Here is a 26,855-nt window from a genome sequence, read left to right on the forward strand (position 1 = left end):
GAGGCCCGGTTGCGTAGCCCGGTTACGGGGCCGTTGTGGCGGCAGCGGTACGTGCGGCGTACGAGGTGAACGAGGCCCAGACACCCGGCGAGAAGTCGAGGTGCGGGCCCTGGGGGTCCTTGGAGTCGCGGACGTGGATGGTGGTGGGGTGGGCGGCGACCTCTACGCAGGCGCCGCCTTCGCTGCCGCTGTGGCTGGACTTGTGCCAGGTGTAGGCGACTTCCAGGCAGTTGCCGCCTTCGCTGCCGCTATAGCTGGACTTGCGCCATTCGTAAGCCACTTCGAGGCAGTTGCCGCCTTCGTCACCGCTGTAGCTGGACTTGAACCACGTCAGATGGGTCATCGCTCTCCTAGCAGCCGGTCCAGCAGGCCCACGGTTTCCTCTGCGTTGAGGGCCTGCATTCGCAGCATTCCATACTTTTGAGCGAGGACGCTGACCTCATCGGAGTCGGAAGTCAGCACGCTGCTGCGTTGCGCCTCGGTATAGGCCAAGTGTTGGTGGTCGGGGGTTTCCAGCAGCACGAACGGTCCGTCGAGCCCGGCGTGAAGCTCGCGCTTCAGTGGCAGGACCTGAATGGATACGCCGGTGACTTCCGCGCAGTGACGTAGATGGGAGATCTGGCCTCGCATGACCTCGCGGCCCCCGATGTTGCTCAGCACGACGGCCTCGGAGATGACGAAGCTGGCGGTGACGGGGTTCTGCTTGTGCAGGATCTGCTGACGATCCAGCCGGTCCGTGATCTTCTGGCCGACCTGCTCCTCATTGAGGTGCGGGATTTTGCTGCGGAACGTGGCGCCTGCGTAGCCCTCGGTCTGTAGTAGGCCGGGGATGACACCGTTTTCGTAGCCGCAGAGCGAGATCGCCTCCCGCTCGTAGGCGATGAACTCCTCCGCCCAGATCGGATACTTGTCCTTCGGTGGCAGCTTCGCCACCCCCGCCGCCAGCGCTCCGCAGGTTTTGAGGAGCTGGTCGAACTCGGTTGCCAGGTGTGGCATCAGGACCCGCCTGCCCTGTTCGATGGAGGCGATGGTCTCCTCGGAGGCGGTGGTCCGTTCGCTGAGGCTGCGTTGGGTGTGACCGGCGTTGATGCGGAACAGCGCTAATTGAGCGCCGATGACTTCCATGGCTGCGGAGTGTCGGTTCTTGGGCTTGTTTCGCGGCTTCATGGCGTTCCACTCCCCGTACCTCGGCGCCGGTGACCGTATGTGCACCCGTACTCACCGCGAGTACGGGTTCGCTTACTGGGCAGCGTAGTTACTCACTGCGACCGTCATCGTATGAACGGAGAGATGTAACCCCCCTGTCCACGCGAGCGGTTCTACCGGCGTGAACGGCGGTCGGTGCCGCTGGCGCGGGAGTTCGTGCGGGCGGCGCTCGCGGAGTGGGGCGTCGGGGAGCCGGCGGACGCGGTGTTGCTGTGCGTGAGCGAGCTGGCGACGAATGCGCTGCGCCACGGGGTGCCGCCGGGGCGCGGGTTCCAGCTGTACGTGTGGCCGCCCGCGGGTGGGCTGCTGCGGCTGGAGGTGCACGACAGCGGGGACGGATGGCCGCGGGTGCGGACGGGCGCCGGGCGGGTGGACGAGGGCGGGCGCGGGCTGCTGCTGGTGGAGGCGTTGGCGGACAAGTGGGGCGTGGGGGAGCGGATGCCCGGCAAGGTCGTCTGGTGTGAGTTCGCCCTGTGACCGGCCTGGCGGTGAAGGTGTACTACAACCGTTGGACAGGTGTTGCACACGCCCCAATCTGTCCTGTATGGCAGCAACGATAGGATTTCGGCCCACCGAAGAGGATACGCGGATCATCAAGGACGCCATGCGTGGTGGCGAGGGAACCAGTGACGTGATCCGGCGTGCGCTGCGACTCCTGGAGCGTGAGGAATGGCTCTCCCACGCCCGCAGCGACGCAGAGCGCCTGGCCCGAGGTCGAACTGGCAGGGACCGGCACGAGGCTTCTGGTCGATCAGGTTCGCCCGGTCATACCTCATTCATTCACGGTGACCCCATCCACTATCTCGGCCGTGATGAACTCGCCGAAGTCGAACACGCCGTGACGCGCTACCTCGGCCTCTGACGAGGCTCGTCCGCACCGCCGCCCGCCCCTCACCGCCCACCGCCCCTTCGCGTGAGTACAAGGTTGCGGCCCCGTCACCGGGCGGCACGGTGCGGAAACCCGTCGTCCCTAGCGTCAGGGAGCAGGATCCGACACCTGGGAGGCGCGATGACGGCCGCGGCAGCAGAGACCCGTAGCGAGAAGCCTGACGACACCCCTGCCGGTGGCCGTACCGGCGATACCGAGGGCCGTACCGGGGGCCCTACCGGGGGTCGCGTGAGGCGGGGCGGCCGGTGGATCGAGCGCTGGGACCCCGAGGACGAGGGGTTCTGGCGGGAGACGGGGGAGCGGGTCGCGCGGCGGAATCTCGCCTTCTCCGTGCTCTGTGAGCACATCGGGTTCTCCGTCTGGAGCCTGTGGTCGGTGATGGTGCTGTTCATGGGGCCGGAGTACGGGATCGATCCGGCCGGGAAGTTCTTCCTGGTGGCGGTGCCGACGCTGGTGGGCGGGGTGCTGCGGGTGCCGTACACCTTCGCGGTGGCGCGGTTCGGCGGGCGCAACTGGACGGTGCTGAGCGCGGCGATGCTGCTGGTGCCGGTCGCGGTGGCGGCGGTGGTGATGGAGCCGGGGACGTCGTACGGCACGTTCCTGCTGGTCGCGGCGCTGGCGGGGGTCGGTGGCGGGAACTTCGCCTCGTCGATGACCAACATCAACTCCTTCTATCCGCTGCGGAAGAAGGGGTGGGCGCTGGGGCTGAACGCCGGTGGCGGCAACATCGGGGTGCCGGTGATCCAGTTGCTGGGGCTGCTGGTGATCGGGACGGCGGGGGCAGCGCATCCGCGGCTCGTGCTGGCCGTCTATGTGCCGCTGATCGTCCTTGCGGCGGTGCTCGCGGCGCTGTTCATGGACAACCTGGCCCCGGTGACGAACGACACCGGGGCGGCTCTCGACGCCGCCAGGGAGCCGCATACCTGGGTGATGTCGCTGCTGTACATCGGCACGTTCGGGTCGTTCATCGGTTACAGCTTCGCCTTCGGGCTGGTGCTGCAGAACCAGTTCGCGCGTACGCCCCTCCAGGCCGCGTCGCTGACGTTCATCGGGCCGCTGCTGGGCTCGTTGGTGCGGCCGGTCGGCGGGCGGCTGGCGGACCGGTTCGGCGGTGCGCGGATCACGCTGGGGAACTTCGCGGCGATGGGTCTGGCCACCGGCGTGGTGATCTACGCATCGGCGGAGCGGTCGCTGCCGGTGTTCCTGGTCGGGTTCATCGCGTTGTTCGTGCTGACGGGGCTCGGCAACGGCTCCACGTACAAGATGATCCCGGGGATCTTCCAGGCCCAGGCGCTGCGGCGCGGGCTGGCGGGGGAGGAGGCCGCGGTATACGGACGGCGGCTCTCGGGGGCGGCGATGGGGCTGATCGGGGCGGTGGGGGCGCTCGGCGGGCTGGCCATCAATCTGGCCTTTCGGCAGTCGTTCCTGGTGGCCGGTTCGGGCACCCCGGCGTTTGTGTCGTTCCTGGCCTGCTATGTGGTGTGCGGGGCGGTGACCTGGGGCGTCTACCTGCGTCCCGCGGCGCGTGGGCGGCGTACGGAAGGGGCGGCGCAGGCGGCGGACGGGGCGGACGGCGCGGACGGCGCGGATGTGGCGGCCGTGGCGGACGGGGAGCGGGGGCCGGTGTACGCGGAGGTGTGAGCGGTGGGGCGGGCGCGGGCGGGGAAGGGCGCGACGCCCCGCCTCACCCCGTGGGCGTCCCGCCCGTACGCGGCGGGCAGCGGCGTCCCGCCGTAACCGCGGGGAAATACTGGAGGACCGGGACCGTCACGTGCCGTTGGCACCTTGGCACCTTGGCACCTTGGCACCTTGGCACCTTGGCACCCTGGTACTTCGTGCCGCCCGAGCCGCGGCGGTACGGCAGCACACGGCAGCACACCACTCTGGGCGGAGCGGGACGACCATGCACGATCAGCAGCAGGAGCACGACGAGCGGGAGCGGACGGCACCGACACCGGAACCGACACGGGAACCGACACCGGCACCGGCACCGGAACCGCAACCGGCCGTCCGGCCGCTGGACGGGTTCACGGTCGGGGTGACCGCGGCCCGGCGGGCGGAGGAGCTGGGCGCCCTGCTGGAACGGCGCGGCGCACAGGTGATGCATGCGCCCGCGCTGCGCATCGTCCCGCTGCCGGACGACACCGAGCTGCTCGCGGTGACCCGGGACCTGATCGACCGGGCGCCCGATGTGGTCGTGGCCACCACCGCCATCGGCTTCCGCGGCTGGGTCGAGGCCGCGGAGGGCTGGGGTCTGGGCGAGGCGCTGCTGGACCGGCTGACCGGGGTGGAGCTGCTGGCGCGCGGGCCCAAGGTGCGCGGTGCGATCCGGGCTGCCGGGATGACCGAGAAATGGTCGCCGGCCTCCGAGTCGATGGCCGAGGTGCTGGACCGCCTGCTGGAGGAAGGCGTGTCCGGGCGCCGGGTGGCCCTACAACTGCACGGGGAGCCGCTGCCGGGCTTCGTGGAGGCGCTGCGGGCCGGCGGTGCGGAGGTGGTCGGCGTCCCCGTGTACCGGTGGATGCCGCCGGAGGACATCGGGCCGGTCGACCGGCTGCTGGACGCGGTGCTTTCGCGGGCCCTGGACGCGGTGACCTTCACCAGCGCGCCGGCCGCCGCGTCGCTGCTGCGCCGGGCCGGGGAACGGGGGGTCCGCGAGGAGGTGCTGACGGCGCTGCGGCGTGAGGTGCTGCCGGTGTGCGTGGGGCCGGTGACCGCGCTGCCGCTCCAGGCGGAGGACGTCCCCACGCTCCAGCCGGAGCGCTTCCGGCTCGGGCCGCTGGTGCAGCTGCTGTGCCGTGAACTCCCGGGACGGGTCAAGCCGTTGCCGGTGGCCGGGCGGCGGCTGGAGATCCGCGGGCACGCCGTCGTGGTGGACGGTGTGCTGCGGCCGGTGCCGCCGGCCGGGATGGCGCTGCTGCATGCGCTGGCGCGTCGCCCGGGCTGGGTGGTCTCCCGTGCGGAGCTGTTGCGCGCACTGCCGGGGACGGGCCGGGACGAGCATGCGGTGGAGACCGCGATGGCCCGGCTGCGGGGGGCGCTGGGCGCGCCCAAGCTGATCCAGACGGTCGTCAAGCGCGGCTACCGGCTGGCGCTCGACCCGCATGCGGACACGGACAAGTACGGCGGGGAGTAGCGGGGAGTAGCGGGGAACGGCGGGGAGCGGCGTCGTCGTGTGGGCCGGGGCCGTGGTCCTGGGGCCGTGTCCGGGGCCGCTCCGTCGGGCCGGGAGCGGCCCCTTTCGGCCATGATCCATCGGGCCCGTCATAGGGAGACACCCCTACGCCGGGTTGTTCACACGGATCTTGGACTGGCCGTGCGGCCGCTTCTCCCAGTCGTCCATGAAGCGCGCCTCCAGGCCGTGTTTGCGGGCCAGGTGCAGCAGGGTCTCGGTCCGGTAGTAGAAGTCCTCGCGCAGCACCTGGTGTTCGGTGCCCTCGGTGCGGTCGAAGGTGAAGTCGAAGAAGCCGCCGGGCGCCAGGATCCGGCCGACATGGGCGAGGCACTCGTCGATGACGCCGAGCGGTGAGTGCGAGAAGACGCTGTGCGCGTGGACCACGTCGAAGTGGGCGGACGGCAGGAAGTCCAGGGTCAGGTTCTGGGTGATCGTCAGGTGCGGCAGCTTGGCCTGGAGTTCGTAGGTGGTCAGGGTCTGCTTCGCGGAGATCAGGATGTCCGGCGAGATGTCGATGCCGTAGTAGTTGCCGGCGTCCAGGTGGGCGATGAAGCGCCAGCCGGCGCGCAGATTGCCGCAGCCGATGTCCAGCATCCGGTGGCCGGGCTTCAGGCCGTGTTCGGTCAGGTAGTCGAACTGCATCTCGCCCAGCGCCAGCCAGCGTTCATGGCTGCGGCTGCCGACCGCGGCCTCCGGGTTGCGGCCGGCGTCGGAGGCCATCACCGCCCGGTAGTACGCGACATGGTCGGGGTGCTTGAGACGGAGCCAGGTGTCGCGGGCGGCGCGTTGGACGTACGGGGTGATCCGGGCCGGGTGGCGGACCGCGTAACCGATCTTGTGGGTCAGGCCGGCGCGGTTCGTGAGCAGGGACTTGCGCGACATGGAGACCTTTCGTCCTGGAGGGGCAGGGAGCGCTACGGCAGGGAGCGCTACGGCATGCGGCGGGCCGGGCGCGCGGGCCGGGGCGCGCGCACCTGCGAACCGCCGCGCCGCGAACTATACATAAGGCGTATACACCTAGCGTCTACCTGGCGTGTCTACGTGTCGTGTCCATGTGTCGGGCGGAGGTGTCGGGGTACGTGGAGTGGCCGCCTCCGGAGGGTTCCGGCGGGCTCGTGGGCGGGGCACTCTGGAAGCACACACGTTTGGCCCTTAAGGAGTGACAGGAACATGGCGGCGCCTTGCGACCTGCGGTTCGACTGCGGGCGGATCTGCCTGGACCTGGCGGCCACGGCCGGCGATGCCCCCGCCGAACGGCTCACCGGCGAACGGCTCACCGGCCCCGACCAATTGCGGGCCTGGCTGGTCGGAGCGGGGCTGGTGCCGTGCGGTACCCCGCTGAACGGCGTCGACGGCAGCTGGGTCGGCCGCTTCCGCGCGCTGCGCGAGCTGCTGCGCCGGGTGGTGCACGAGGAGCTGCAGGGCCGGGCGGCAGAGGGCGATCTGGCGTTGCTCAACTCCGCGGCCGCGTCCGGACAACCGCCCGCCGCGCATGCGGTACGCACCGTCGACGGCGCCCTGGCCCGCGCCCTGCCCGGCCCGCCGGACTGCGCCGGGCTGCTCGCCGCGGTGGCCCGGGACGCGATCGGGCTGCTGACCGACGCGGTGGCCCGGGAACAACTGCGGCAGTGCGAGGGCGAGAGCTGCACCCTGGTGTATCTGGACACCTCGCGCGGCCGTCGCCGCCGCTGGTGTTCCAGCGAGGTGTGCGGCAACCGGGAGCGGGTGGCGCGGCACCGGCGGCGGACGACCGTGCGCAGGGAGCAGGTCGCGAGTGCCGGTCAGCGGGAGCAGGTCGGGAGCGCTGCCGATCAGCGGGAACAGGTCAAAAGCGCTGCGGGTCCGCGGGAGCAGGCCGGAAGTGCCGGTCCGCGGGAGCAGGCCGGAAGTGCTGGTCAGGGCGTCGCGGCGGGCGCAGAAAAATTTTCCGCCGAACTCTGAGTAACCCGCCCGTCCCGTCCGTACTCCTCACCGCAAGTCCGATTCATGGCAGGGTCCCCCGGCGATCTTGGGCGATCTGGGCTATCGACCCGGGAGTTGGAGTGCGTAAGGATGCCGTCGTGGCAGACAGGACGACACCTGACGAGGAGCTCATGCGAGCCCTCTATGACGATCACGCGGGCCCGCTTCTCGCCTTCGTCCTGCGATTGGTGGCGGGCGACCGGCACCGCGCGGAGGACGTGGTGCAGGAGACGCTGGTGCGCGCCTGGCGCAACGCCGACCAGTTGCAACGGGCGACCGGCTCGATACGACCCTGGTTGGTGACCGTCGCTCGGCGGATCGTGATCGACGGGCACCGCAGTCGTAAGGCACGGCCCCAAGAGGTCGATCCGACCCCCTTGGAGACGATGCCGGCCGCGGATGTCATCGACCGCGCGCTGCGCATGATGACGATCTCGGAGGCGCTGAGCGACCTGAGCCAGGCCCATCGAGAGGCTCTCGTCGAGACGTATTTCAAGGAACGTACGGTCAATGAGGCAGCGGAGGTGCTGCGCGTACCGGCCGGGACCGTGCGGTCCCGGGTGTTCTACGCGCTGCGCTCCCTGAGACTCTCGCTAGAGGAACGAGGAGTAACGGAGTGAACCCGCCCACGCAGCCGGACCGGCACACCGACGTCGGCGCCTATGCGCTGGGCGTCCTGGACGGTGCCGACGCCGACCGGTTCGAGGCGCATCTCGTCGGCTGCCACCGGTGCGCGGCCGAACTCGAAGAACTCATGGGCCTGTCGCCGGTACTGGCCGAGTTCAAACAGTCCGCCCCGACCCCGCAGACGATCACGGCCGTTCCGGGCCCGGGGCTGCTGGACGGGCTGATGGACGAGGTCGCCGCCACCCGGCGCGGCCGCGCCCGGCGCCGGCTGTTCCTGGTCGCCGCCGCCGTCGTGCTGATCGTCGGCGGGCCGCTCGCCGCCATCGGGCTGACACCCCAGGGCTCCGACGAGAAGCCGGCGCCACCGCTGGCGAACGCCGTGCGGGCCCAGTACGCGGCGGGCGAGAAGGTGAGCTCCACCGACCCGGAGACCAAGGTCTCGGCGGGCGTCTCGATGGCCGCCCGGCCCTGGGGCACCCAGGTGGTCCTGGAACTCGCCAACGTCAAGGGGCCGCTCACCTGCGGCCTGGTCGCCGTCGGCAAGGACGGCAAGCGGCAGACCGTGACCACCTGGGCGGTGCCCAAGGGGGGCTACGGCATCCCGGGCGGCACCGCGAAGTGGAACCGCGAGCCCCTGTACGCGGCGGGTGGGGCGGGCTTCAACCGCGGCGACATCGATCACTTCGAGGTCACCACCATGGACGGCAAAAGGCTGGCCAAGGTGAACGTCTGAGCGCCCCGTGCCGTACCCGGTCCGGCGCCCCGTGCCGTACCCGGTCCGGCGCCCCGTGCCGTACCCGGTCCGGCGCCCCGGGCCGGGTACGGCACGGGGCGCCCGTCAAGGACCGCCATGCCTTCGATCGGCAATCCCCCCGACCGGGTTCGCCCGACGTAGAGGCTTGAGTCAACATCCGACCAAACTCGCCCGACTTTGTCCCTTTCACCAGGTGCGCGCGGTGCCTGGTTCGCGTACGGTTGACGGCTGCCCTACGCACAGGAGAAGGGGGCCTGGGTGGCCGCGCACAATGCCACGCACGCACCGGATCACGCTTCGGATTCCGTTCGCGACCGCGAGATCGAAGCCGAGCAGACGCATCTGGACCGCGTCTACCGGCGCCTTGAGGAGAAGATCCACGAGGCAGAGTTCCTGATGGACGACGCCGCCAAACGCGGCCAGGTCGGCACGCCCGGCGCGCTCGCCGAGCGCGACGCCCAGGTCTTCCAGGCCGGCGTCCATCTCCACCGCCTGAATTCCGAGTACGAGGACTTCCTCTTCGGCCGGATCGACCTGCTCCTCGGCAAGGACGGCAAGAAGGGCCCGGACGGCGCCTTCACCTCCGTCGAGCCCGCCGACGGCGCGATCGAGGACCACCGCGCCGCGATCGCCGAGACGCTGCACATCGGCCGCCTCGGCGTCCTCGACGCGGACTACTCCCCGCTGGTCATCGACTGGCGGGCGCCGGCCGCCGCGCCCTTCTACCGGGCCACCCCGGTCGCCCCGGGCCGGGTCGTCCGCCGTCGGGTGATCCGCTCCAAGGGGCGCCGGGTCCTCGGTGTCGAGGACGACCTGATGCGCCCCGAGGTCACCGCGACGCTGGACGGCGAGGAGCTGCCCGCGATCGGTGACGGTGCGCTGATGGCCGCGCTGGGCCGGGCCCGCAGCCACACCATGCGGGACATCGTCGCCTCCATCCAGGCCGAGCAGGACATGGTGATCCGGGCCCCCGCCGCCTCCGTCACCGAGGTCGAGGGCGGCCCCGGCACGGGCAAGACCGCGGTCGCCCTGCACCGCGCCGCCTACCTCCTCTACCAGGACCGGCGCCGCTATGCGGGCGGCATCCTGATCGTCTCCCCGACGCCGCTGCTGGTCGCGTACACCGAAGGCGTACTGCCGTCGCTCGGCGAGGAGGGCCAGGTCGCCATCCGGGCGCTCGGCTCGCTCGTGGACGGCGCCGAGGCGACCGCTTACGACCCGCCGGCGGTGGCCCGTATCAAGGGCTCGTCGCGGATGCAGAAGCTGCTGCGCAAGGCGGCCCGTGGGGCGCTGGAGCTGGCCGGCCCGGCAGCCGCGGCGCCGGAGGACACCGGCGAGGAGGACACCGGCGAGGAAGGCGCCGGGAAGGGAGGTACCGGCAAGGAGGACGCCGGCGAGGCGGCGGGCGAGGGCGGCCAGCTCTCCCTGGAGGATCTCTTCACCGCGCCCGCGCAAAACGGTGACGGCGGCGCACACCACGACGGCGGTGCACACCACGGCGACGGTGCACACCACGGCGACGGCGGCGCGCGCAGCGGCCGCCGGATCCGCTCCAGACCCTCCCGGCCCGCCCCGGCCGTACCCGCCCGGCTGCGGGTCGTCGCGTTCGGCGGCCGGATCGAGCTGGACGCCGACGAGCTGCACGCCATCCGGCAGTCCGCGCTCGGCGGCACCGCACCGGTCAATCTGCTGCGCCCGCGCGCCCGCCGGCTGATCCTGGATGCCCTGTGGGCCAAGTCCGGCGCCGCCCGCCGCTACACCGACCCCGAACTGGCCGCCGAGGCCCGGGAGGGCTTCGACGAGGACATCACCACCGAGCCCGACTTCCAGGAGTTCCTGGACGCCTGGTGGCCCGAGCTGACCCCGCGCGGGGTGCTGGCCGCGATGGCCGACGAGCGCCTGCTGGGCCGCTGGGCGCGCCGGATCCTCAACCAGCGCGAGGTGCGCCAACTGGCCCGCTCCCTGCGGCGGTTGGACGGCGCGGGTGCTCCCCCGGCCACCGCTGGGAACACCCCCGCCCAGGCCTCCGGGGCGAAGGCGGGGCACGGCCCGCTGTCGGTGCACGATGTCGCACTGCTGGACGAGCTGCAGATGGTCCTCGGCGCCCCGATGCGCCCGCCCCGGCCGCGCGAGGCCGACCCGCTGGACCATCTGACCGGCCTGGAGGAGCTCTCGACCTACACGGAGCGCAACGGCGGCGGCCGCAGCCGCCGCGAACGGCTGGACGAGGAGCGCACCGACTACGCCCACGTCATCGTCGACGAGGCGCAGGACCTGACGCCGATGCAGTGGCGGATGGTCGGCCGCCGCGGCCGGCATGCGACCTGGACGGTGGTCGGCGACCCCGCGCAGTCCTCGTGGTCCGACCCGGACGAGGCCGCGGTCGCCCGCGACGAGGCGCTCGGCACCCGCCCGCGCCGCCGCTTCACGCTCACCGTGAACTACCGCAACCCCGCGGAGATCGCCGAACTCGCCGCCAGGGTGCTGGCACTGGCGATGCCCGGGATGCAGTCGCCGAAGGCGGTCCGCTCCACGGGCCTGGAGCCGCGCTTCGCGCTCGTTGCGGACGGGGACGGGGACGGGGACGGGGACGGGTACGGGTACGGGGGCCGAGGGGCCCGGGCCGCCGACGATGCGGCGCTGGCCGAGGCCACGGTCGCCGAGGCCGGGCGGCTGCTGGGCGAGGTGGACGGCACGGTCGGCGTCGTGGTGGCCATGAACCGCCGTGCGCAGGCCCGCCGTTGGCTCGCCCCGCTGGGCGACCGGGTGGTGGCGCTGGGCTCCCTGGAGGCCAAGGGGCTGGAGTACGACGCCACCCTGGTGGTCTCGCCCGCCGAGATCGCCGACGAGTCACCGGCCGGGCTGCGGGTGCTGTACGTGGCGCTGACCCGGGCCACCCAGCAGCTGACCGTGCTGTCGGCCGCACGGGACGAGCCGGACGCGGCCGGGGTGCCGGATCTGCTGCGGGACTGACCCGGGCGGGCCCGGTCCGGCACCCGCCCGGGTCGGTCCGGCACCCGCCCGGCCCGGTCCTGCGCCCGCCAGGGCCCGCCCTGCACCCGCCTGCTCCGGCCCTGCACCCGCCCGGCCCGCTCCGGCACCCGTACGGCGGGCGCGGCCGGGTGCTGCGCGCCGCCGTACGAGGGGTCTTGAAATCGGGCCCGCGGGACGGGATTCGCTTCCGGGGATGGTTTGTTAGCCTTGGTGACGGCACCGGCCCGATCCAAGCCCCCGGGCCCAACCATCGTCGCTACGAGCGACCACTTGCCGCGAGGCGAGCATGGCGGGTCGGTGTCATAGACCAGCCGAAGAGGCCCACGTCACCCGGTGACGTGGGCCTCTTTGCCGTGGACATAAATTCTCGTATGGTGGAAGTTGTTTTCCGGAGTCGCCCGTGCCCGCGAACACAATGTTCGCAATGCGAGGCGGCTACCGCGTACTCCGCGGTAGGTGCGACGATCGGACGGCAATCCAGCAACACGGTGAAAGCAGAGGAAGTCGGCCATGGCAACGGCGCCCAGCGTCTCCTACTCGATGACGGTCCGGCTGGAGGTGCCCGCGAGCGGAACCGCGGTCTCCCAGCTCACCACGGCCGTAGAGTCCCACGGAGGCTCGGTGACCGGCCTCGACGTCACGGCATCCGGACACGAGAAGCTCCGGATCGACGTCACCATCGCGGCCACCTCCACGGCCCACGCCGACGAGATCGTCGAGCAGCTGCGCCACATCGAGGGCGTCTCGCTCGGCAAGGTCTCCGACCGTACCTTCCTGATGCACCTTGGCGGCAAGATCGAGATGTCGTCGAAGCACCCCATCCGCAACCGCGACGACCTGTCGATGATCTACACCCCCGGTGTCGCCCGCGTCTGCCAGGCCATCGCCGACAACCCCGAGGACGCCCGCCGGCTGACCATCAAGCGCAACAGCGTCGCGGTCGTCACGGACGGCTCCGCGGTGCTCGGCCTGGGCAACATCGGCCCCAAGGCCGCGCTGCCCGTCATGGAGGGCAAGGCGGCCCTCTTCAAGCGCTTCGCCGGTATCGACGCCTGGCCGCTGTGCCTGGACACCCAGGACACCGACGCGATCGTGGAGATCGTCAAGGCCATCGCCCCCGGCTTCGCGGGCATCAACCTGGAGGACATCTCCGCGCCCCGCTGCTTCGAGATCGAGGCGCGGCTGCGGGAGGCCCTGGACATCCCGGTCTTCCACGACGACCAGCACGGCACCGCCATCGTGGTGCTCGCCGCGCTCACCAACGCGCTGCGCGTCGTCGGCAAGAAGATCGAGGACGTCCGGGTCGTGATGTCCGGCGCCGGTGCGGCCGGTACCGCCATCCTCAAGCTGCTGCTGGCCGCCGGCGTCCAGCACGCCGTCGTCGCGGACATCCACGGTGTGGTGCACGCGGGCCGCACGGACCTGGTCGACGCCGACCCGGATTCGCCGCTGCGCTGGATCGCCGACAACACCAACCCGGAGGGCGTCACCGGCACCCTCAAGGAGGCCGTGGTCGGCGCGGACGTCTTCATCGGCGTCTCCGCCCCCAACGTCCTGGACGGCGACGACGTCTCGCAGATGGCCGAGGGTGCGATCGTGTTCGCACTCGCCAACCCCGACCCGGAGGTCGACCCGGCCGTGGCCCGGCAGACCGCCGCCGTCGTGGCCACCGGCCGCTCGGACTTCCCGAACCAGATCAACAACGTCCTGGTGTTCCCCGGCGTCTTCCGCGGCCTGCTGGACGCCCATTCCCGTACGGTGAACACCGAGATGATGCTGGCCGCGGCCGGCGCCCTCGCGGATGTCGTCCTGGCGGACGAGGTCAACCCGAACTACATCATCCCCAGCGTCTTCAACGAGAAGGTCGCGGGCGCGGTGGCCGGAGCGGTCCGGGAAGCGGCGAAGAGCGGCGACCCGTCTGTGACGGCTGCCACGACGGTCTGAGTACGGCGCGTCGCTGGACACGCCGTCGTTGGGGCCCCCATAGGGTGGCGGGCAGCAAGCGACCGCCGCCCTGTGGGGCCGGCCCGGAGCGGGAATGATACGGAGCGTCACCACTAACGAGGCAGTGGCGCTTTTCGTGTGACCCTCCTGGGTGCCGGATTGGCTTTACCGCCGCAGGTGGGGGCAGGATGCGTAATCGGGCGCGAGGGTCTGGCACCAGACCCGGGTCCGGGGACTGTCCGAGGACCCTGGCAGCATCGGCTTCGATCTCACGCCTCATTGGCAAGAAGAACACGGGAGTACAAACATGAACCGCAGTGAGCTGGTGGCCGCTCTGGCCGATCGCGCCGAGGTGACCCGCAAGGACGCCGACGCCGTTCTGGCCGCCCTCGCCGAGGTGACCGGCGAGGTCGTCGCCAAGGGCGACGAGAAGGTCACCATCCCCGGCTTCCTGACCTTCGAGCGCACCCACCGTGCCGCTCGCACCGCGCGCAACCCGCAGACCGGCGACCCGATCCAGATCCCGGCCGGCTACAGCGTGAAGGTCTCCGCGGGCTCCAAGCTCAAGGAAGCCGCCAAGGGTAAGTAACACCCCCTAGCACGGCACAAAGGCGGTCATCCCTCCCAGGGATGACCGCCTTTTCGTGTGTCCCGGGGGCGCCGCGGCCCGTGGCACGGTGCTGCGCCCGTCCGGGGCGGCCTGTGCCCGCCGGGATCAGGCGGGAGGGGCGAACGGGAAGTCCGCCAGGTCCACGTCCTCCAGAGAGGCCACCACGGCCGTTCGGGGGCCCGCCGCGATGCCCGGCACGCTCGGCACGGCCAGCAGCCGGCAGCCCGCCGCCAGCGCCGCCGCGGCGCCCGTGGGGGTGTCCTCGACGGCCAGGCAGTCGGCGGGGTCGACGCCGAGGCCGGCCGCGGCGGTCAGATAGGGGTCGGGGTGCGGCTTGCCGCGGGGCGCCTCGCCGGAGGTGACCGACAGGGCGAAGCGGTGCGCGCCGAGGGTGCGCAGCACCAGATCGGCGACATGCCGTTCGGAGGCGGTGACCAGCGCGGCCGGGATGCCCAGTGCCCGCGCCCGGTCCAGCAGCCGCAGCGCACCCGGCTGGACGGTGACACCGGCCGCGACCCGGGCGGTGAAGTCCCGGTCCAGCCGGGCAGCCGTCCGGGTGACGTCGCAGCGCACCCCGTACGCGTCCACCAGGCGCCGGGCGGCGTCGTCCACCGGGGCACCGGCGAAGTCCGCCAGCACCTCGTCGGTGGCCGCGAGGCCCTGCTCCCGCAGGAAGCCGGCCACCGCGTCCAGCCACTGGTGCTCGGTGTCGACGAGGGTGCCGTCCATGTCGCACAGCAGGGCCGCGGGGAGCGTACGGGCGGGCGGGGGGATCACGGGCATGGGCGGGGGCTCGCAGTTCGCTGGAAAGGGCGTGAGGGCGTGAGGGTGTGAGGGAGTGAGGCGCAAACGGGGGGCCGGCCGGCGCGGTGGTGTGCGGTGTCAGCCGGCCGGGGTGCGGGCCAGCGGGTTGGCCTGGGTGGAGTTGCGGACGGTGAAGACCACCGCGCCGGGGCGGTAACGGTCGTCGGAGGTCTCCACGGGGCGGCCCTCCGCGGTGGTCGTGGTGCGGCGTACGCGCAGCAGCGGGCTGCCCCGTCGCACCCCCAGCTCCCGGGCGTCCACGGTGCCGGCCGCCAGGGCGTCCAAGTGGTGCTCGCCGTGGGCGAAAACCAGCCCGCGGGAGTCCAGGAGCGCCTGGGTGACCGACTCGCAGTCGGCGGGCAGCTCCTCGACCGCACCGGCGATCCAGCCGGTGTAGACCGTGCGCTCCAGCAACACCGCCTCGCCGTCCAGGGTCCGCACCCGCAGCACCCGCAGCACCTCGTCGCCGGGGGCCAGTTGCAGCAGTGCGGCCTCTTCCGCGGTGGCCGTGCCGCGGACACTCTCCCGTACCCGGCCGCCGGGGGTGTGGCCGCCCGCGTGCGCCCACTGGGCGAAGCTGCGCAGCTCGGTGAAGCTCTGGCTGGGCGCGGTGCTCAGGACGAGGTGCCGGGCGCCCTGGCGGGAGCCGATCATGCCTTCGGAGAGCAGCGCGGCGAGCGCCTGGCGGACCGTGCCGCGCGAGACGTCGTGGGTGGCGGCGAGTTCGGTCTCCGAGGGCAGTGCGCTGCCGACGGGGAGCCGCCCGTCGGTGATCGCCCGGCGCAGCGCCTCGGCGATCTGCTGGTGGCGTCGGGTCAACGGGACTCCTCGCGGCATGGTGGTGACGTGGTCGGCAGGACGGCTCCGAGCCTGCGGACAGACGCGGAGCGGTCGGGTCAGCTGTGCACAGATGTAGGTGTCCACGCAGCCACGGGGTATGCGTCTAACCACTGTGCCAAGCTCTAAACCTTATCCATGATAACGCTTATGACCTGCAGTTTTTATGTCCCCAGGGGTTTATCTGACGTCCATCTTCCGGTTATTTTGACGGGGCTTAATGACGGCGGCTTGTCCATACAGGTGGAGGGCCGGAGATCCAGGAGTAGCCAGTGAAGCCACCCCGACCGGCGGGCCTGCGCCGGGCATGCGCCGGCGGCGTCGCGGTCCTGGTGGCCGCCACGGCCACCGGCGGCTGCGGCTACGCCCCGGCCGCCGTCACCAGCAAGGCGGCCACCGCCCGTTCGGCCGCGGACCTCGGCGGCATGGACGCACTCGTCGAGGCCGCCAAGAAGGAAGGCCGGCTCAACGTCTATGCGCTGGCTCCCGATTGGGCGAACTACGGCGAGATGATCAAGACCTTCGAGCGGAAGTACGGCATCGAGGTCAACAACGAGAACCCCGGCGGCACCAGCCAGCTCGCCCTCGGCGCCGCCGACAAGCGCCGGGGCCAGGACCGCGCCGTCGACGCCCTCGACCTGGGCACCGCGTTCATGCGCAACGCCCAGGGCAAGCGGCTGCTCGCGCCCTACAAGGTGACCGGCTGGCCGGACATCCCCCGCGCGCAGAAACAGGCCGACGGCTCGTACCTCAACAACTACGGCGGCTATGTCTCCATCGGCTGCGACGCCAAGGCCGTCGAGAAGTGCCCCACGACCTTCGCCGAACTGCTGCAGCCGCAGTACCGCAACAAGGTCGCGCTCAACGGCAACCCGGCGGAGTCCTCCTCGGCCTTCTCCGCGATCTTCGCCGCCGCGCTCGCCAACGGCGGCTCCTTCGGCGACGTCCGGCCCGGCCTCGCCTTCTTCAAGAAGCTCAAGCAGCGCGGCAACTTCGTGCCCGTCGACTCCTCACCGGCCACCATCCGCAAGGGCGAGACCCCGATCTCCCTCGACTGGGACTACCTCAACCTCGGCTACCGCAAGGAACTCACCGCCAAGGGCGTCGACTGGCGGGTCACCGTGCCGTCCGACGGCCAGTACTCCCAGTACTACAACCAGGGCGTCAACGCCTACGCCCCGCACCCCGCCGCCGCCCGGCTGTGGCTCGAATTCCTCTACAGCCCCCAGGGCCAGAACATCTGGCTGCAGGGCTACTCCCGGCCCGCCCTCCTCGACCGGATGGAGAAGGACGGCACCGCCGACAAGAAGGCCGCAGCGCGCCTCCCCGAGGTCCACGGCACCCCGAAGTTCCCCACCCCGGAACAGGAGGACGCCGCCAAGGTGGCCATCAACGAGGGCTGGGGCAAAGCCGTCGGCTGACCCTCGATCCGCTCCCTTCCCCGCCCCTTGGAGACCTCCCGCGTATGAGTGACCGACCCACGACGGACGCCGGCCCGCCCGGCCGCCCGCGCCGCAGCACCCGCCGCCTCCACTGGCCGGCCGTCCTGCCCTTCTTCGTCTTCCTCGCGCTCTGCTTCGGCCTGCCGGCCGGCGCCCTGGTGTACGGCGCCTTCACCGCCACCGACCCGGCCACCGGCCACAGCCACGCCACCCTCGACAACGTCCGCCAGTCGCTCAAGGGCATCTACGCCACCGGCCTCGGCGGCAGCGTCCAGCTCTCCTTGCTCTGCGCCTTGCTGGCGACGCTCTGCGGCACCCTCATCGCACAGGCCGTCGTCGCCTCCCGGCGCCCGGCCCTGCGCCGCGCCGTGGTCGCCGCCTCCGGGGTGCTCGCCAACTTCTCCGGCGCCCCGCTCGCGTTCGCCTTCGTCGCGACACTCGGCACCACCGGCACCCTCACCCGGCTGCTCTCCCTCGGGGACACCGGGTTCAGCCTCTACACCACCGCCGGACTGGTACTGGCCTACCTGTACTTCATGATCCCGCTGATGGTGGTGACCGTGCTGCCCGCGCTCGACGGGCTGCGCACCCAGTGGCGGGAGGCCGCCGCCTCCTGCGGCGCCACCCGCGGCCAGTTCTGGCGGCACATCGGCCTCCCCGTCCTGCTGCCCTCGCTGCTCGGCGGCGCGGTGCTGCTCTTCGGCACCGCCTTCGCCTCGCACGCCACCGCCGCCGTCATGGTCGGCAGCTCGGTGCCGCTGATCACCGTGCAGATCTCCAACGCACTGGCCGGAAACGTCCTGGTCGGCCAGGAGAACCTGGCCCTCGCCATGAGCCTCAACATGGTCGTCATCGCGCTGCTGGTGATGGCCGTGCAGATACCGCTGCAGCGCAGGAGCGCCCGATGGCTGGGATGACCACCGCCGCGCAGCCGCCCGTGGCGCCGCCCTCGGACCGCACCCCCGAGCCGCGCCCCGCACCCCCCGCCCGCGGCCGCCGCCCCTACGGGCGCCTCGCCGTCCTCCTCCTGGCGTTCCTCTACTTCGCCCTCCCCGTCGCCGCCTCCCTCTGGTTCACCGTCGACGACCCCGTCAAGGGCTTCTCCCTCGACGTCTACACCGGCCATCTGGTCTCCGCCGACATGCTGGGCAGCCTGCTGCTCTCCGTCGAACTGGGGCTGGCCACCGTCGCGCTGGGCCTGCTGCTGGTCGTCCCCGCCATGCTCGTCGTCCATCTCCGGCTGCCCCGGCTGCGCCCGCTCGTCGAGATCCTGTGCATGACGCCGCTGGTCGTCCCGCCGATCGCGCTGGTCGCCGGGGTCAACACGGTGCTGTCGTGGGCGCCGGACCTGGCACGGACGCCCTTCTACCAGACCCTGATGGTCATCCAGGACGAGAACTTCCCGCTCGTCCTCGTCCTGCTCTACACCGTCATGTCGCTGCCGTTCCTCTACCGCTCGCTGGACGCCGGACTGCGCGCCGTCGACCTCAAGACGCTGGTCGAGGCCTCCCGCAGCCTGGGCGCCGGACGGCTGACCACGCTGGGGCGGGTGGTCGTGCCCAATCTGCGGCCCGCCGTCGTGAGCGGCGCGGTCCTCAGCCTGGCCATGGTGCTCGGCGAATACACCGTCGCCTCCGTGCTCGGCTACCGGCCGTTCGCCGTGTGGATGGTGGAGGTCGGAGGCGAGGAGGCCGAACTCGCCGGTGCCGCCGCCATGCTGAGCCTCTTCCTCACCTGGGGCCTGCTGCTTCTGCTCACCCTCTTGGCGGGCGGCCGGACCCGCCGAACCCGCCGGCAAAGGACGACGTCATGACCGTACCCGTACACCTCAAGGGGCTGCGCCGGAGCTTCGGTGCGACCACCGCGCTGGACGGCCTCGACCTGGAGATCGCGCCCGGCGAGATGGTCGCCCTGCTCGGCCCGTCCGGCTGCGGCAAGACCACCGCGCTGCGCATCATCGCGGGCTTCGAGACCGCCGACGGCGGCGAGCTCACCATGGACGGCCAGGACGTCACCCAGGTCCCCGCGCACCGCCGCGGCATCGGCATGGTCTTCCAGTCCTACAGCCTCTTCCCCAACATGACGGCCGCCCAGAACATCGGCTACGGCCTGCGGGTGCGGGGGTCCTCCGCCGCCGAACGCACCGCCCGCGCAGCGGAGTTGCTGGAGCTGGTCGGCCTGCCCGGCCGCCAGGACCACTATCCGCACCAGCTCTCCGGCGGCCAGCAGCAGCGCGTCGCGCTGGCCCGCGCGCTCGCCGTCCGGCCGCGCGTGCTCCTCCTGGACGAGCCGCTGTCCGCGCTCGACGCCAAGGTGCGGCTCAGCCTGCGCGAGGAGATCCGCCGTATCCAGCTCGAACTCGGCATCACCACCGTCTTCGTCACCCACGACCAGGAAGAGGCGCTGTCCATGGCGGACCGCGTCGCCGTGATGCAGGGCGGGCGGCTCGAACAGTGCGCCGCACCCGCCGAGTTGTACGAGCGCCCGGCGACCCCGTTCGTCGCGGAGTTCGTCGGCACCATGAACCGCCTGCCCGGCACCGTCAGGGACGGCGGGGTGGTGGAGCTGTTCGGCCGCCGCCTGCCGGTCCACGGGGCGGCACCGGGCAACGCGGAGGGCCGCGCGGTCGAGGTACTGCTGCGGCCGGAAGGGCTCGCCATCCGTACGGACGCGGGCGCGGAGGGGATGTCCGCGACCGTACGGGTGGCGACCTTCCTCGGTGCCACCACCCGTCTGCAGCTGACCACCGAGACCGGCGTCCAGCTCAAGGCTGATGTGCCCAGCTGGGAGGCCGGCGAGCTGACACCGGGCGCACGGTGCACGGTCACACCGCACGAGAAGCCGGTGTTGGTGGCGGACTGCTGAGCGGGACTTCACCGGGGGGAGTCCCGCTCAGCTCCTGCGGGGGCCGGGAGCCGGGGGAGCGGTGGAAAGCCGCTCCCCCGGCCCGCTTGCCCGGCAGGCCGCGGTTCGCGCCCGGCCGGGCAGGGCGCCGTCCGCTCAGTTGGGCAGTGCGCCGTTCGGCAGTTCGACGTCGGCGCCCAGCTCCACGAGCTTCTCCATGAAGTTCTCGTAGCCGCGGTTGATCAGGTCGATGCCGTGCACCCGGGAGGTGCCCTGCGCCGCCAGCGCCGCGATCAGGTACGAGAAGCCGCCGCGCAGGTCGGGGATGACCAGGTCGGAGCCCTGCAGTTTGGTCGGTCCGGAGACGACCGCGGAGTGCAGGAAGTTGCGCTGCCCGAAGCGGCAGGCGCTGCCGCCCAGGCACTCCCGGTAGAGCTGGATGTGCGCGCCCATCTGGTTGAGCGCGGACGTGAAGCCGAGCCGGGACTCGTAGACCGTCTCGTGCACGATCGACAGGCCCGACGCCTGGGTCAGCGCGACGACCAGCGGCTGCTGCCAGTCGGTCTGGAAACCGGGGTGGACGTCGGTCTCCAGGGCGATGGCGTTGAGCAGGCCGCCCGGGTGCCAGAAGCGGATGCCCTCGTCCTCGATCTCGAAGGCGCCGCCGACCTTGCGGAAGGTGTTGAGGAAGGTCATCATCGACCGCTGCTGCGCGCCGCGGACGTAGATGTTGCCCTCGGTGGCCAGCGCGGCGGACGCCCAGGAGGCCGCCTCCAGGCGGTCCGGGAGGGCGCGGTGGGTGTAACCGCCGAGGGTGTCGACACCGGTGATCCGGATCGTCCGGTCGGTGTCCATGGAGATGATCGCGCCCATTTTCTGCAGGACGCAGATCAGGTCCTCGATCTCCGGCTCCACGGCGGCGTTCGAGAGCTCGGTGACGCCCTCGGCCAGGACGGCCGTCAGCAGCACCTGCTCGGTCGAGCCGACCGACGGGTACGGCAGCCGGATCTTGGTGCCGCGCAGCCGCTGCGGGGCCTCCAGATACTGCCCGTCGGCGCGCTTCTCGATCGTCGCGCCGAACTGGCGCAGCACGTCGAAGTGGAAGTCGACCGGTCGGCCGCCGATGTCGCAGCCGCCGAGGCCGGGGATGAAGGCGTGGCCGAGACGGTGCAGCAGCGGGCCGCAGAACAGGATCGGGATCCGCGAGGAGCCCGCGTGCGCATCGATGTCCGCGACGTTGGCGCTCTCCACGTGGGACGGGTCGAGGATCAGCTCGCCCGGCTCGTCACCGGGGCGGACCGTGACGCCGTGCAGCTGCAGCAGCCCGCGCACCACACGGACGTCGCGAATATCGGGCACGTTGCGCAGTCGGCTGGGGCCGCTGCCGAGGAGGGCGGCGACCATGGCCTTCGGCACAAGGTTCTTCGCGCCGCGAACCCGGATCTCGCCCTCCAGCGGGGTGCCGCCGTGGACAAGCAGTACGTCGTCAGTAGAGACGGTCATGGATCTCGCGTTCCTGGAGACGGGCAGGGCCAAGCTGAAATGGTAAGGGCGGGCGGGGGTGAGTCCGTAGGCCCGTGCAGCTTCTGAGCATGTAATGGCTTTGTCACAACACGCTCCGCTACGGTCCGCCTTTGATCTGTAATCAACCTTTGACCGGAATTGCCGAGGATGTCATGAATGGCCGATCCGGTGCCGAGGGTGTGCGCCGGTGCTGCCGCCGTACGCCCTGCCCTGCTCTCGCCCGGGTCCGGGCGTTGACTCCCCGCTCCGGGCAGAAGTGCGGGATCATGTGGCCATGACCGAGGTGTCCTCGCTCACAGGGCGGCTACTTGTCGCGACGCCCGCGCTCGCCGATCCGAACTTCGACCGCGCGGTGGTGCTCCTCCTCGACCACGACGAGGAGGGCTCCCTCGGCGTGGTCCTCAACCGCCCCACGCCGGTCGGTGTCGCGGACATCCTCGCGCCCTGGGCGGCGCTGGCCGGTGAGCCCGGGGTGGTCTTCCAGGGCGGTCCCGTGTCGCTGGACTCGGCGCTGGGGGTGGCCGTGGTGCCCGGCGGGCTGTCCGGCGAGGGCGGCATCCCCTCCGTGGACAGCGGCGCCCGGGCGGGCGGCGACGGCGCGGAGACGGCCGGGGTGCCGGCCGCGGACCGGACGGGCCTGCAGTCGGGTGACGAGCCGCTGGGCTGGCGCAGAGTGCACGGCGCGATCGGACTGGTCGATCTGGAGGCCCCTCCGGAACTCCTCGCGGCGGTCCTCGGCAGCCTGCGGATCTTCGCCGGGTACGCGGGCTGGGGCCCGGGCCAGTTGGAGGACGAACTGGTCGACGGCGCCTGGTACGTCGTCGAGTCCGAGCCCGGCGATGTCTCCTCGCCCGACCCGGAGCAGTTGTGGCGCGCGGTGCTGCGCCGACAGCGCAACGAGCTGGCGATGGTGGCCACGTATCCGGACGATCCGTCGCTGAACTGACCCGTCGCTGAACTGACCCTGGCCGGGTTGCGGTTCGGGTTGCGGTTCGGGTTGCGGTTCGGGGTGGGTGTCGGGGTGGGTGTCGGGTGTGTCGGTTGGGTGCCGGGCGTGCGGGGTGTGGCGGGTGCGCCGGTGGGCCGGTGGGGCCGGTCGGGTTCCGGGCGGGGCCGGGCCGGGGGTCGGTGGGCGCGTCGGGGGCCAGATTTTGTTGACGACTTGATTATTGTGACGGCTTCGTCATGGGGAATTGTCAGACCCCGTCGCTATGGTTCGAGACGACAGGGGACGGTGCGTGGCCGCGTCGGCGGGGCCGCGCTGGACTAGCGGGGGAGAACGCCATGCACAGGCCGAGCCTGCCCGAGGATCTGGACCATCCGGAGCACCTGTGGGCGCGCGCCGCGACGCTGGCGGTAGTGGCGGCCGCCATGGACGACTGGGACGAATTCTCCTGGAGCGGCCAGGGATTGCAGTGCTGGAACGGCGGCGGAAGCTACTGGTGGCGGTTGAAACTGTTCGAGGACGGCCGGGCCCTGCTCTGCGGCCAGGATTCGGACGGCAGCCATACACACACCGGCGGCCGCCGGATCGACTTCCTCGACGGCGGCCCCGAATGGCTGCCCTGGGAGCAGTTGCGCGAGGACGCCGAGGGCAATCTCTTCGGGTTCGTCTACTGGTGGCAGGACGGCACCTGGGCGCGCGCGCCGTACCCCGAGAAGATGCCGGACGACGGCCTGGAGACGGCCATGCGCTGGGTCGCGCCCGGTGACGCGGCGGTCAGGGAGATCGCCGAGGACCTGGTGGCCCGCACGGAGACCGAGGTCGACGCCGTGGCGGCGGTCCGCGCCTTCCTCGCCGCCGCCGAGGCCCGCAGGGTCGGCGCACACGACATCACCACCTTGCTGGATGCGGTCTGCGGTCAGGATTGCTGGTACGACGTCCGGCCGGACGCCGCACTGGCCTTCGCCACGGAACTGGGCCTGACGGCCGGGTCCCGGGGCGGGGTGCCGGTGGCGTCGTAAGGGGGCATCCCTAGGGCGCGCCCCCGGGAGGAGCCGGCCCGTCACCGTCACCGGCCGTCGGCCCGGTCCGGGCTCCCAGAACGAAGAAGCGCTCGGCCAGCGGATGGGCATCGCGGGCGGGCAGTGCCAGGTGGACGGGCACGGCCGGCGCGTTCTTCAGGCGGAGGTAGCGGATCCCCGGGTGGGTGTGCCGCCGGGCCACCGGCTCCGGGGCCACCCCGACACCGTGTCCGGCGGCGACTGCCTCCAGCCACTCATCGAAATTTCCCGCTGTGCAGGCACGTTGGGGCTGCCGGCCGGCGGGCCACAGCTCCGGGCCGGTACTGCCGGTGACGGTGTTCACCACCAGCGGCAGCCCGGCCAGTTCGGCCCAGTCCAGCACTCGTCGGCGGGCCACGGCGCGAAGGGCCGCCGCCTGGGCGTCCGTGAGGCCGTCCCTCCCGGCGTGGCCCGGCGTGCGTCCGCCCGTGCGGCTTCCCGCGGGGGCCGGCATCCGGGGCACCGCGGCCACCCGTGGCTCATGGAGCAGGGTCGTGGTGCGCAGCCCCGCGTCCCGGGGGACCTCGCCGCGCAGCACCACGATGTCCGACTCCCCGGTCTCCAGCCCGGCGAGCGGGGAGTCACGGCGCACCAGCCGCACCCCGGCCCCGGTCGCCGCCTCGAAGTCCGCGGTGAGCGTGGTGCAGGCGGCGGGCAGCAGCGAGGTGAAGCCCAGCCGCAGGATCGCGGGCCCGGTGGACGAGCGCAGCGCGGCGGCCAGCCGGGGCAGGAGCGGGGCGAGGTCGGCGTAGAGCCGGCGGCCGGCGTCGGTGAGCTCGACCCGGCGGGTCGTACGGTCCAGCAGCCGGGTGCCGACGAGGCTTTCCAGCGCGCGAACGGTCCGGGTCAGCGCGGGCTGGCCGATCCGCAGCCGGTCGGCGGCATGGGTGAAGCTGCGCTCCTCGGCAACGGCGACAAAGCCGCGCAGATGCCGCAGTTCTATGCCGTTCAGGGCCTGGAGTGCGGTGTCGGTGTCGGTGTCGGATTCGGCAGCGGTGTCGGTGTCGGAATCGGTGTCGCCATTCATGCCGCGCCAGCATAAGTGCACCGTGCCGGGCATTTCCCCGTGCATACGGAGACTCCCTACGTTTCATCCGTCGGTTCACCCCGGGGCGGGGCCCTGCCCAGCGCCCCGGACGATCACGGGAGTTGAGCATGGTGCGCAAGGTCTGGCTGCTGACGCTGGGGGCCTTCACCCTCGGTCTGGACGCGTATGTGATGGCAGGGGTGCTGCCGGTCCTGGCGGACGACATCGGTACCCGGGTGTCGCTGGCGGGCCAGCTGGTCACGGTCTTCACGCTCGCGTATGCGCTCTCCGCGCCCCTGGTCGCCGGGCTGCTCCCCGGCGTCCGGCCCCGGGCGCTGATCCTGGCCGCGCTGGCGGTCTTCACGCTCGGCAACGGGGCGACGGCCTTGGCCCCCTCACTGGGGACGCTGCTCCTCGCCCGAGTCGTCGCGGGCGCCGGTGCCGGGGTCTACTCGGCGCTGTCCACGGCAGCGGCCGCCGCACTGGTGCCGCCCGAACGGCGCGGCCGTGCACTGGCCCTGGTGATGGGCGGCATGAGCGCGGGCACCGTACTGGGCGTACCGATCGGGGTGCTGCTGGCCGAGCACACCGGCTGGCGGGCCACGATGTGGTTGCTGACGGGGCTCGGGGCGGGCGCGCTCGCCGGGCTGGCGGCGCTGCTGCCGTCGGTTCCGGCCGGGCCTGTGGTGCCGGTACGCGCCCGGCTGACGGCCCTCACGGACCGGGCGGTGGCCCCCGTCGTGGCGGTGTCCTTCCTGGCCGCGGTGGCCAGTCTCGGGCTGTACACCTACCTGGCGCCGGTGCTGGCCGCGGCGGGCGGTGTCGGCGAGGTGGCCCCGTACCTGTGGGCCTGGGGCGCCGGCGGGGTGCTGGGCAGCGCGCTGGCCGGGCCGCTGGTGGACCGCTCGGGGCGGGCGCGGATGGTGACCGGTGGGGTGCTGGCGGTGATCGTGCCGGCGCTGGCGCTGCTGCCGGCGCTGGCCGCCGCGGCGCTGCCCGGAGCGGTGGTCACGCTGGTGGCGTGGGGCGCGGCGGGCTGGGCGCTGCAGGTTCCCCAGCAGCACCGGTTGCTGGCGCTGCGCGCCGAGCGCGGCACCATCGCCCTCGCCCTGAACAACTCGGCTCTCTATCTGGGCAGCGCGGTCGGCTCGGCGCTCGGCGGGCTGGCGCTCGGGGCGGGGCTGGCGCCGTACGCGCTGCCGTGGGTGGCCGCCGGGGTGGCGGCGGCGGGTCTTGCGCTCCACCTGGCGGCGGGCCGACGCTCCCGGGTTGCGTCGGGCGTGAGTACCCTTGGCTGTTATGAGCACTCTTGAGCCCGAGCGCGGGGCAGGTACGGGGACCCTCGTAGAGCCGACACCGCAGGTGTCGCACGGCGACGGCGACCACGAGCGCTTCGCCCACTATGTCCAGAAGGACAAGATCATGGCGAGCGCGCTCGACGGCACCCCCGTCGTGGCGCTGTGCGGCAAGGTCTGGGTCCCGGGTCGCGACCCGAAGAAGTACCCGGTCTGCCCCATGTGCAAGGAGATCTTCGAGTCCATGGGTGCCGGCGGCGACAAGGACAAGGGCGGCAAGGACGGCGGCAAGAAGTAGCAGCCGTCGCTCGTGACGCGCCCCGCCGCCCGTGATGCCCCCGTCGCTTGTGACGCGCCCCGTCGCCTGTGATGCCCCGCCGCTCGTGATGCGCCCCGCCGGCCCCGGCCGGTTGCGGGCGCAAGCGCGCAGCGGAGCCTAGGGGCCGCGGGACGCAGGGGCAGGGGCGCGGCCCTGGAGGAACCGGGGGAGGTGCCGTCCCCGCGTCCCGGACCGGACGAGCGGCCGACGCCCCTGGCCAGGGCCCACAATCATCCGTGACCCTCCCGGAATTGCGCGGCCCGCGCCCGCATCACCGCGCCCGCATCACCGCCGCCGCGTGCCCCGGCCACCAAGCCGCCGCCGCGTGCCCCGGCCAACCACAGCCGCCACCGGCGTCCCCCGGCCGCCTCCGCCGCCACCCGCGTGCCCCGGACACGTCTGTCCCCGCGCCACGGCACTCCTGTGCGCCGTGCCGTCCCGCAGCGGTGCCACCGCGCACTCCATCCGGTCGCCATCCGGTCGCCCTCCGGTCGCCATCCCGCCCTGACGCGGCCGGTCTTGGGCACGTTCACGCCGAACCGCCTCGGCCGGGGCGGGAGGATGGCAGCATCGACCGTGAGGGCCGCCCCCCCCGCGC

At 72.1% G+C, this 26,855-nt stretch carries 25 protein-coding genes; 18 read left to right on the plus strand and 7 right to left on the minus strand.

Annotated elements, in window-relative coordinates:
- Positions 1 to 22 precede the first annotated feature (22 nt).
- Both ACF088_RS10185 and ACF088_RS10190 read right to left on the minus strand, forming a co-directional pair.
- Positions 23 to 343: a DUF397 domain-containing protein gene (locus tag ACF088_RS10185; RefSeq protein WP_392375095.1), complete on the minus strand. Its 321-nt coding sequence runs from the start codon at positions 341 to 343 to the stop codon at positions 23 to 25.
- On the minus strand, positions 340 to 1,125 hold the full coding sequence (locus tag ACF088_RS10190) for a helix-turn-helix domain-containing protein (protein ID WP_392375096.1): 786 nt from the start codon (positions 1,123 to 1,125) through the stop codon (positions 340 to 342). The genes ACF088_RS10185 and ACF088_RS10190 overlap by 4 nt, the downstream gene beginning before the upstream one ends.
- 216 nt (positions 1,126 to 1,341) lie before the next feature.
- On the opposite strand from ACF088_RS10190, the gene ACF088_RS10195 reads away from it, so the two are divergent.
- The 4 genes from ACF088_RS10195 to ACF088_RS10210 all read left to right on the plus strand — a co-directional run bounded on the left by ACF088_RS10195 (position 1,342) and on the right by ACF088_RS10210 (position 5,231).
- Entirely contained in the window at positions 1,342 to 1,683 is a 342-nt protein-coding gene (locus ACF088_RS10195) for an ATP-binding protein (protein WP_392375097.1), read from the plus strand.
- 67 nt (positions 1,684 to 1,750) lie between these two features.
- The gene (locus ACF088_RS10200; RefSeq protein WP_392375098.1) at positions 1,751 to 2,068 is read left to right on the plus strand and encodes a hypothetical protein; all 318 of its coding nucleotides are present in this window, start codon (positions 1,751 to 1,753) and stop codon (positions 2,066 to 2,068) included.
- Between the two features lie 147 nt (positions 2,069 to 2,215).
- Entirely contained in the window at positions 2,216 to 3,736 is a 1,521-nt protein-coding gene (locus ACF088_RS10205; protein ID WP_392375099.1) for a nitrate/nitrite transporter, read from the plus strand.
- 262 nt (positions 3,737 to 3,998) lie between these two features.
- Positions 3,999 to 5,231, plus strand: a complete 1,233-nt coding sequence (locus ACF088_RS10210) for a uroporphyrinogen-III synthase (RefSeq protein WP_392375100.1) — start codon at positions 3,999 to 4,001, stop codon at positions 5,229 to 5,231.
- A gap of 144 nt (positions 5,232 to 5,375) precedes the next feature.
- Here ACF088_RS10210 and ACF088_RS10215 read toward each other — a convergent pair whose 3' ends face one another.
- The gene (locus ACF088_RS10215) at positions 5,376 to 6,152 is read right to left on the minus strand and encodes a class I SAM-dependent methyltransferase (protein WP_392375101.1); all 777 of its coding nucleotides are present in this window, start codon (positions 6,150 to 6,152) and stop codon (positions 5,376 to 5,378) included.
- Between the two features lie 288 nt (positions 6,153 to 6,440).
- Between ACF088_RS10215 and ACF088_RS10220 the strand changes: the two genes are divergently transcribed.
- The 6 genes from ACF088_RS10220 (at position 6,441) to ACF088_RS10245 (ending at position 14,140) form a co-directional block, all read left to right on the plus strand.
- Positions 6,441 to 7,211, plus strand: coding sequence for a CGNR zinc finger domain-containing protein (locus ACF088_RS10220; protein ID WP_392375102.1), 771 nt, complete (start codon positions 6,441 to 6,443; stop codon positions 7,209 to 7,211).
- 101 nt (positions 7,212 to 7,312) lie between these two features.
- On the plus strand, positions 7,313 to 7,852 hold the full coding sequence (locus tag ACF088_RS10225) for a sigma-70 family RNA polymerase sigma factor (protein WP_088797889.1): 540 nt from the start codon (positions 7,313 to 7,315) through the stop codon (positions 7,850 to 7,852).
- Positions 7,849 to 8,592 (plus strand): anti-sigma factor family protein, encoded by a 744-nt coding sequence (locus ACF088_RS10230; RefSeq protein WP_392375103.1) that lies wholly within the window; start codon positions 7,849 to 7,851, stop codon positions 8,590 to 8,592. The genes ACF088_RS10225 and ACF088_RS10230 overlap by 4 nt, the downstream gene beginning before the upstream one ends.
- 279 nt (positions 8,593 to 8,871) lie before the next feature.
- Positions 8,872 to 11,586 (plus strand): HelD family protein, encoded by a 2,715-nt coding sequence (locus ACF088_RS10235; RefSeq protein WP_392375104.1) that lies wholly within the window; start codon positions 8,872 to 8,874, stop codon positions 11,584 to 11,586.
- A gap of 531 nt (positions 11,587 to 12,117) precedes the next feature.
- Positions 12,118 to 13,551: an NAD-dependent malic enzyme gene (locus ACF088_RS10240; protein ID WP_392375105.1), complete on the plus strand. Its 1,434-nt coding sequence runs from the start codon at positions 12,118 to 12,120 to the stop codon at positions 13,549 to 13,551.
- 307 nt (positions 13,552 to 13,858) lie between these two features.
- Complete coding sequence (locus ACF088_RS10245; protein WP_006605312.1) at positions 13,859 to 14,140, plus strand: HU family DNA-binding protein; 282 nt, start codon at positions 13,859 to 13,861, stop codon at positions 14,138 to 14,140.
- A 126-nt stretch (positions 14,141 to 14,266) separates the two neighbouring features.
- Here the strand turns inward: ACF088_RS10245 and ACF088_RS10250 are convergent, their stop codons facing one another.
- Positions 14,267 to 14,944, minus strand: coding sequence for an HAD family hydrolase (locus ACF088_RS10250; protein WP_392375107.1), 678 nt, complete (start codon positions 14,942 to 14,944; stop codon positions 14,267 to 14,269).
- A 99-nt stretch (positions 14,945 to 15,043) separates the two neighbouring features.
- Entirely contained in the window at positions 15,044 to 15,784 is a 741-nt protein-coding gene (locus ACF088_RS10255; RefSeq protein ID WP_392375109.1) for a GntR family transcriptional regulator, read from the minus strand.
- A 314-nt stretch (positions 15,785 to 16,098) separates the two neighbouring features.
- Between ACF088_RS10255 and ACF088_RS10260 the strand changes: the two genes are divergently transcribed.
- From ACF088_RS10260 to ACF088_RS10275, 4 genes are read left to right on the plus strand one after another with little or no spacing between them, the layout of a single operon-like run.
- On the plus strand, positions 16,099 to 17,223 hold the full coding sequence (locus tag ACF088_RS10260; protein WP_392375577.1) for an extracellular solute-binding protein: 1,125 nt from the start codon (positions 16,099 to 16,101) through the stop codon (positions 17,221 to 17,223).
- A 44-nt stretch (positions 17,224 to 17,267) separates the two neighbouring features.
- A complete protein-coding gene (locus ACF088_RS10265) occupies positions 17,268 to 18,161 on the plus strand; it encodes an ABC transporter permease (protein ID WP_392375110.1) in 894 nt (297 codons plus the stop codon).
- Positions 18,149 to 19,057 (plus strand): ABC transporter permease, encoded by a 909-nt coding sequence (locus ACF088_RS10270; protein WP_392375112.1) that lies wholly within the window; start codon positions 18,149 to 18,151, stop codon positions 19,055 to 19,057. Before ACF088_RS10265 ends, ACF088_RS10270 begins: the two co-directional genes overlap by 13 nt.
- Positions 19,054 to 20,109: an ABC transporter ATP-binding protein gene (locus tag ACF088_RS10275; RefSeq protein ID WP_392375113.1), complete on the plus strand. Its 1,056-nt coding sequence runs from the start codon at positions 19,054 to 19,056 to the stop codon at positions 20,107 to 20,109. Before ACF088_RS10270 ends, ACF088_RS10275 begins: the two co-directional genes overlap by 4 nt.
- A 135-nt stretch (positions 20,110 to 20,244) precedes the next feature.
- On the opposite strand, the gene murA is transcribed toward ACF088_RS10275, so the two are convergent.
- Positions 20,245 to 21,591 (minus strand): UDP-N-acetylglucosamine 1-carboxyvinyltransferase, encoded by a 1,347-nt coding sequence (gene murA, locus ACF088_RS10280; RefSeq protein WP_392375114.1) that lies wholly within the window; start codon positions 21,589 to 21,591, stop codon positions 20,245 to 20,247.
- Positions 21,592 to 21,886: 295 nt separating this feature from the next.
- On the opposite strand from murA, the gene ACF088_RS10285 reads away from it, so the two are divergent.
- Together ACF088_RS10285 and ACF088_RS10290 are read left to right on the plus strand one after the other, a co-directional pair.
- Positions 21,887 to 22,558, plus strand: coding sequence for a YqgE/AlgH family protein (locus ACF088_RS10285; RefSeq protein ID WP_392375116.1), 672 nt, complete (start codon positions 21,887 to 21,889; stop codon positions 22,556 to 22,558).
- Positions 22,559 to 22,896: 338 nt separating this feature from the next.
- Positions 22,897 to 23,577, plus strand: coding sequence for a hypothetical protein (locus ACF088_RS10290; protein ID WP_392375117.1), 681 nt, complete (start codon positions 22,897 to 22,899; stop codon positions 23,575 to 23,577).
- A gap of 10 nt (positions 23,578 to 23,587) precedes the next feature.
- On the opposite strand, the gene ACF088_RS10295 is transcribed toward ACF088_RS10290, so the two are convergent.
- Positions 23,588 to 24,643: a LysR family transcriptional regulator gene (locus ACF088_RS10295; RefSeq protein ID WP_392375118.1), complete on the minus strand. Its 1,056-nt coding sequence runs from the start codon at positions 24,641 to 24,643 to the stop codon at positions 23,588 to 23,590.
- Between the two features lie 128 nt (positions 24,644 to 24,771).
- Between ACF088_RS10295 and ACF088_RS10300 the strand changes: the two genes are divergently transcribed.
- Together ACF088_RS10300 and ACF088_RS10305 are read left to right on the plus strand one after the other, a co-directional pair.
- A complete protein-coding gene (locus ACF088_RS10300) occupies positions 24,772 to 25,956 on the plus strand; it encodes an MFS transporter (protein WP_392375119.1) in 1,185 nt (394 codons plus the stop codon).
- Entirely contained in the window at positions 25,943 to 26,236 is a 294-nt protein-coding gene (locus tag ACF088_RS10305; protein WP_026169910.1) for a DUF3039 domain-containing protein, read from the plus strand. Before ACF088_RS10300 ends, ACF088_RS10305 begins: the two co-directional genes overlap by 14 nt.
- Positions 26,237 to 26,855: the final 619 nt, after the last annotated feature.

It is taken from the genome of Streptomyces sp. NPDC015125, from assembly GCF_043080045.1.
Taxonomy (GTDB): Bacteria; Actinomycetota; Actinomycetes; order Streptomycetales; family Streptomycetaceae; genus Streptomyces.

Excerpts from the sequence above, each read along its gene's own strand:
- ACF088_RS10295 (WP_392375118.1), bottom strand. The coding sequence starts at position 24,643 with ATGAATGGCGACACCGATTCCGACACCGACACCGCTGCCGAATCCGAC.
- ACF088_RS10265 (WP_392375110.1), top strand. The coding sequence starts at position 17,268 with ATGAGTGACCGACCCACGACGGACGCCGGCCCGCCCGGCCGCCCGCGC.
- ACF088_RS10250 (WP_392375107.1), bottom strand. The coding sequence starts at position 14,944 with ATGCCCGTGATCCCCCCGCCCGCCCGTACGCTCCCCGCGGCCCTGCTG.
- ACF088_RS10200 (WP_392375098.1), top strand. The coding sequence starts at position 1,751 with ATGGCAGCAACGATAGGATTTCGGCCCACCGAAGAGGATACGCGGATC.
- ACF088_RS10305 (WP_026169910.1), top strand. The coding sequence starts at position 25,943 with ATGAGCACTCTTGAGCCCGAGCGCGGGGCAGGTACGGGGACCCTCGTA.
- ACF088_RS10275 (WP_392375113.1), top strand. The coding sequence starts at position 19,054 with ATGACCGTACCCGTACACCTCAAGGGGCTGCGCCGGAGCTTCGGTGCG.
- ACF088_RS10285 (WP_392375116.1), top strand. The coding sequence starts at position 21,887 with ATGACCGAGGTGTCCTCGCTCACAGGGCGGCTACTTGTCGCGACGCCC.
- ACF088_RS10205 (WP_392375099.1), top strand. The coding sequence starts at position 2,216 with ATGACGGCCGCGGCAGCAGAGACCCGTAGCGAGAAGCCTGACGACACC.
- ACF088_RS10210 (WP_392375100.1), top strand. The coding sequence starts at position 3,999 with ATGCACGATCAGCAGCAGGAGCACGACGAGCGGGAGCGGACGGCACCG.
- ACF088_RS10300 (WP_392375119.1), top strand. The coding sequence starts at position 24,772 with ATGGTGCGCAAGGTCTGGCTGCTGACGCTGGGGGCCTTCACCCTCGGT.
- ACF088_RS10240 (WP_392375105.1), top strand. The coding sequence starts at position 12,118 with ATGGCAACGGCGCCCAGCGTCTCCTACTCGATGACGGTCCGGCTGGAG.
- ACF088_RS10290 (WP_392375117.1), top strand. The coding sequence starts at position 22,897 with ATGCACAGGCCGAGCCTGCCCGAGGATCTGGACCATCCGGAGCACCTG.
- ACF088_RS10220 (WP_392375102.1), top strand. The coding sequence starts at position 6,441 with ATGGCGGCGCCTTGCGACCTGCGGTTCGACTGCGGGCGGATCTGCCTG.
- murA (WP_392375114.1), bottom strand. The coding sequence starts at position 21,591 with ATGACCGTCTCTACTGACGACGTACTGCTTGTCCACGGCGGCACCCCG.
- ACF088_RS10270 (WP_392375112.1), top strand. The coding sequence starts at position 18,149 with ATGGCTGGGATGACCACCGCCGCGCAGCCGCCCGTGGCGCCGCCCTCG.
- ACF088_RS10185 (WP_392375095.1), bottom strand. The coding sequence starts at position 343 with ATGACCCATCTGACGTGGTTCAAGTCCAGCTACAGCGGTGACGAAGGC.
- ACF088_RS10215 (WP_392375101.1), bottom strand. The coding sequence starts at position 6,152 with ATGTCGCGCAAGTCCCTGCTCACGAACCGCGCCGGCCTGACCCACAAG.
- ACF088_RS10190 (WP_392375096.1), bottom strand. The coding sequence starts at position 1,125 with ATGGAAGTCATCGGCGCTCAATTAGCGCTGTTCCGCATCAACGCCGGT.
- ACF088_RS10245 (WP_006605312.1), top strand. The coding sequence starts at position 13,859 with ATGAACCGCAGTGAGCTGGTGGCCGCTCTGGCCGATCGCGCCGAGGTG.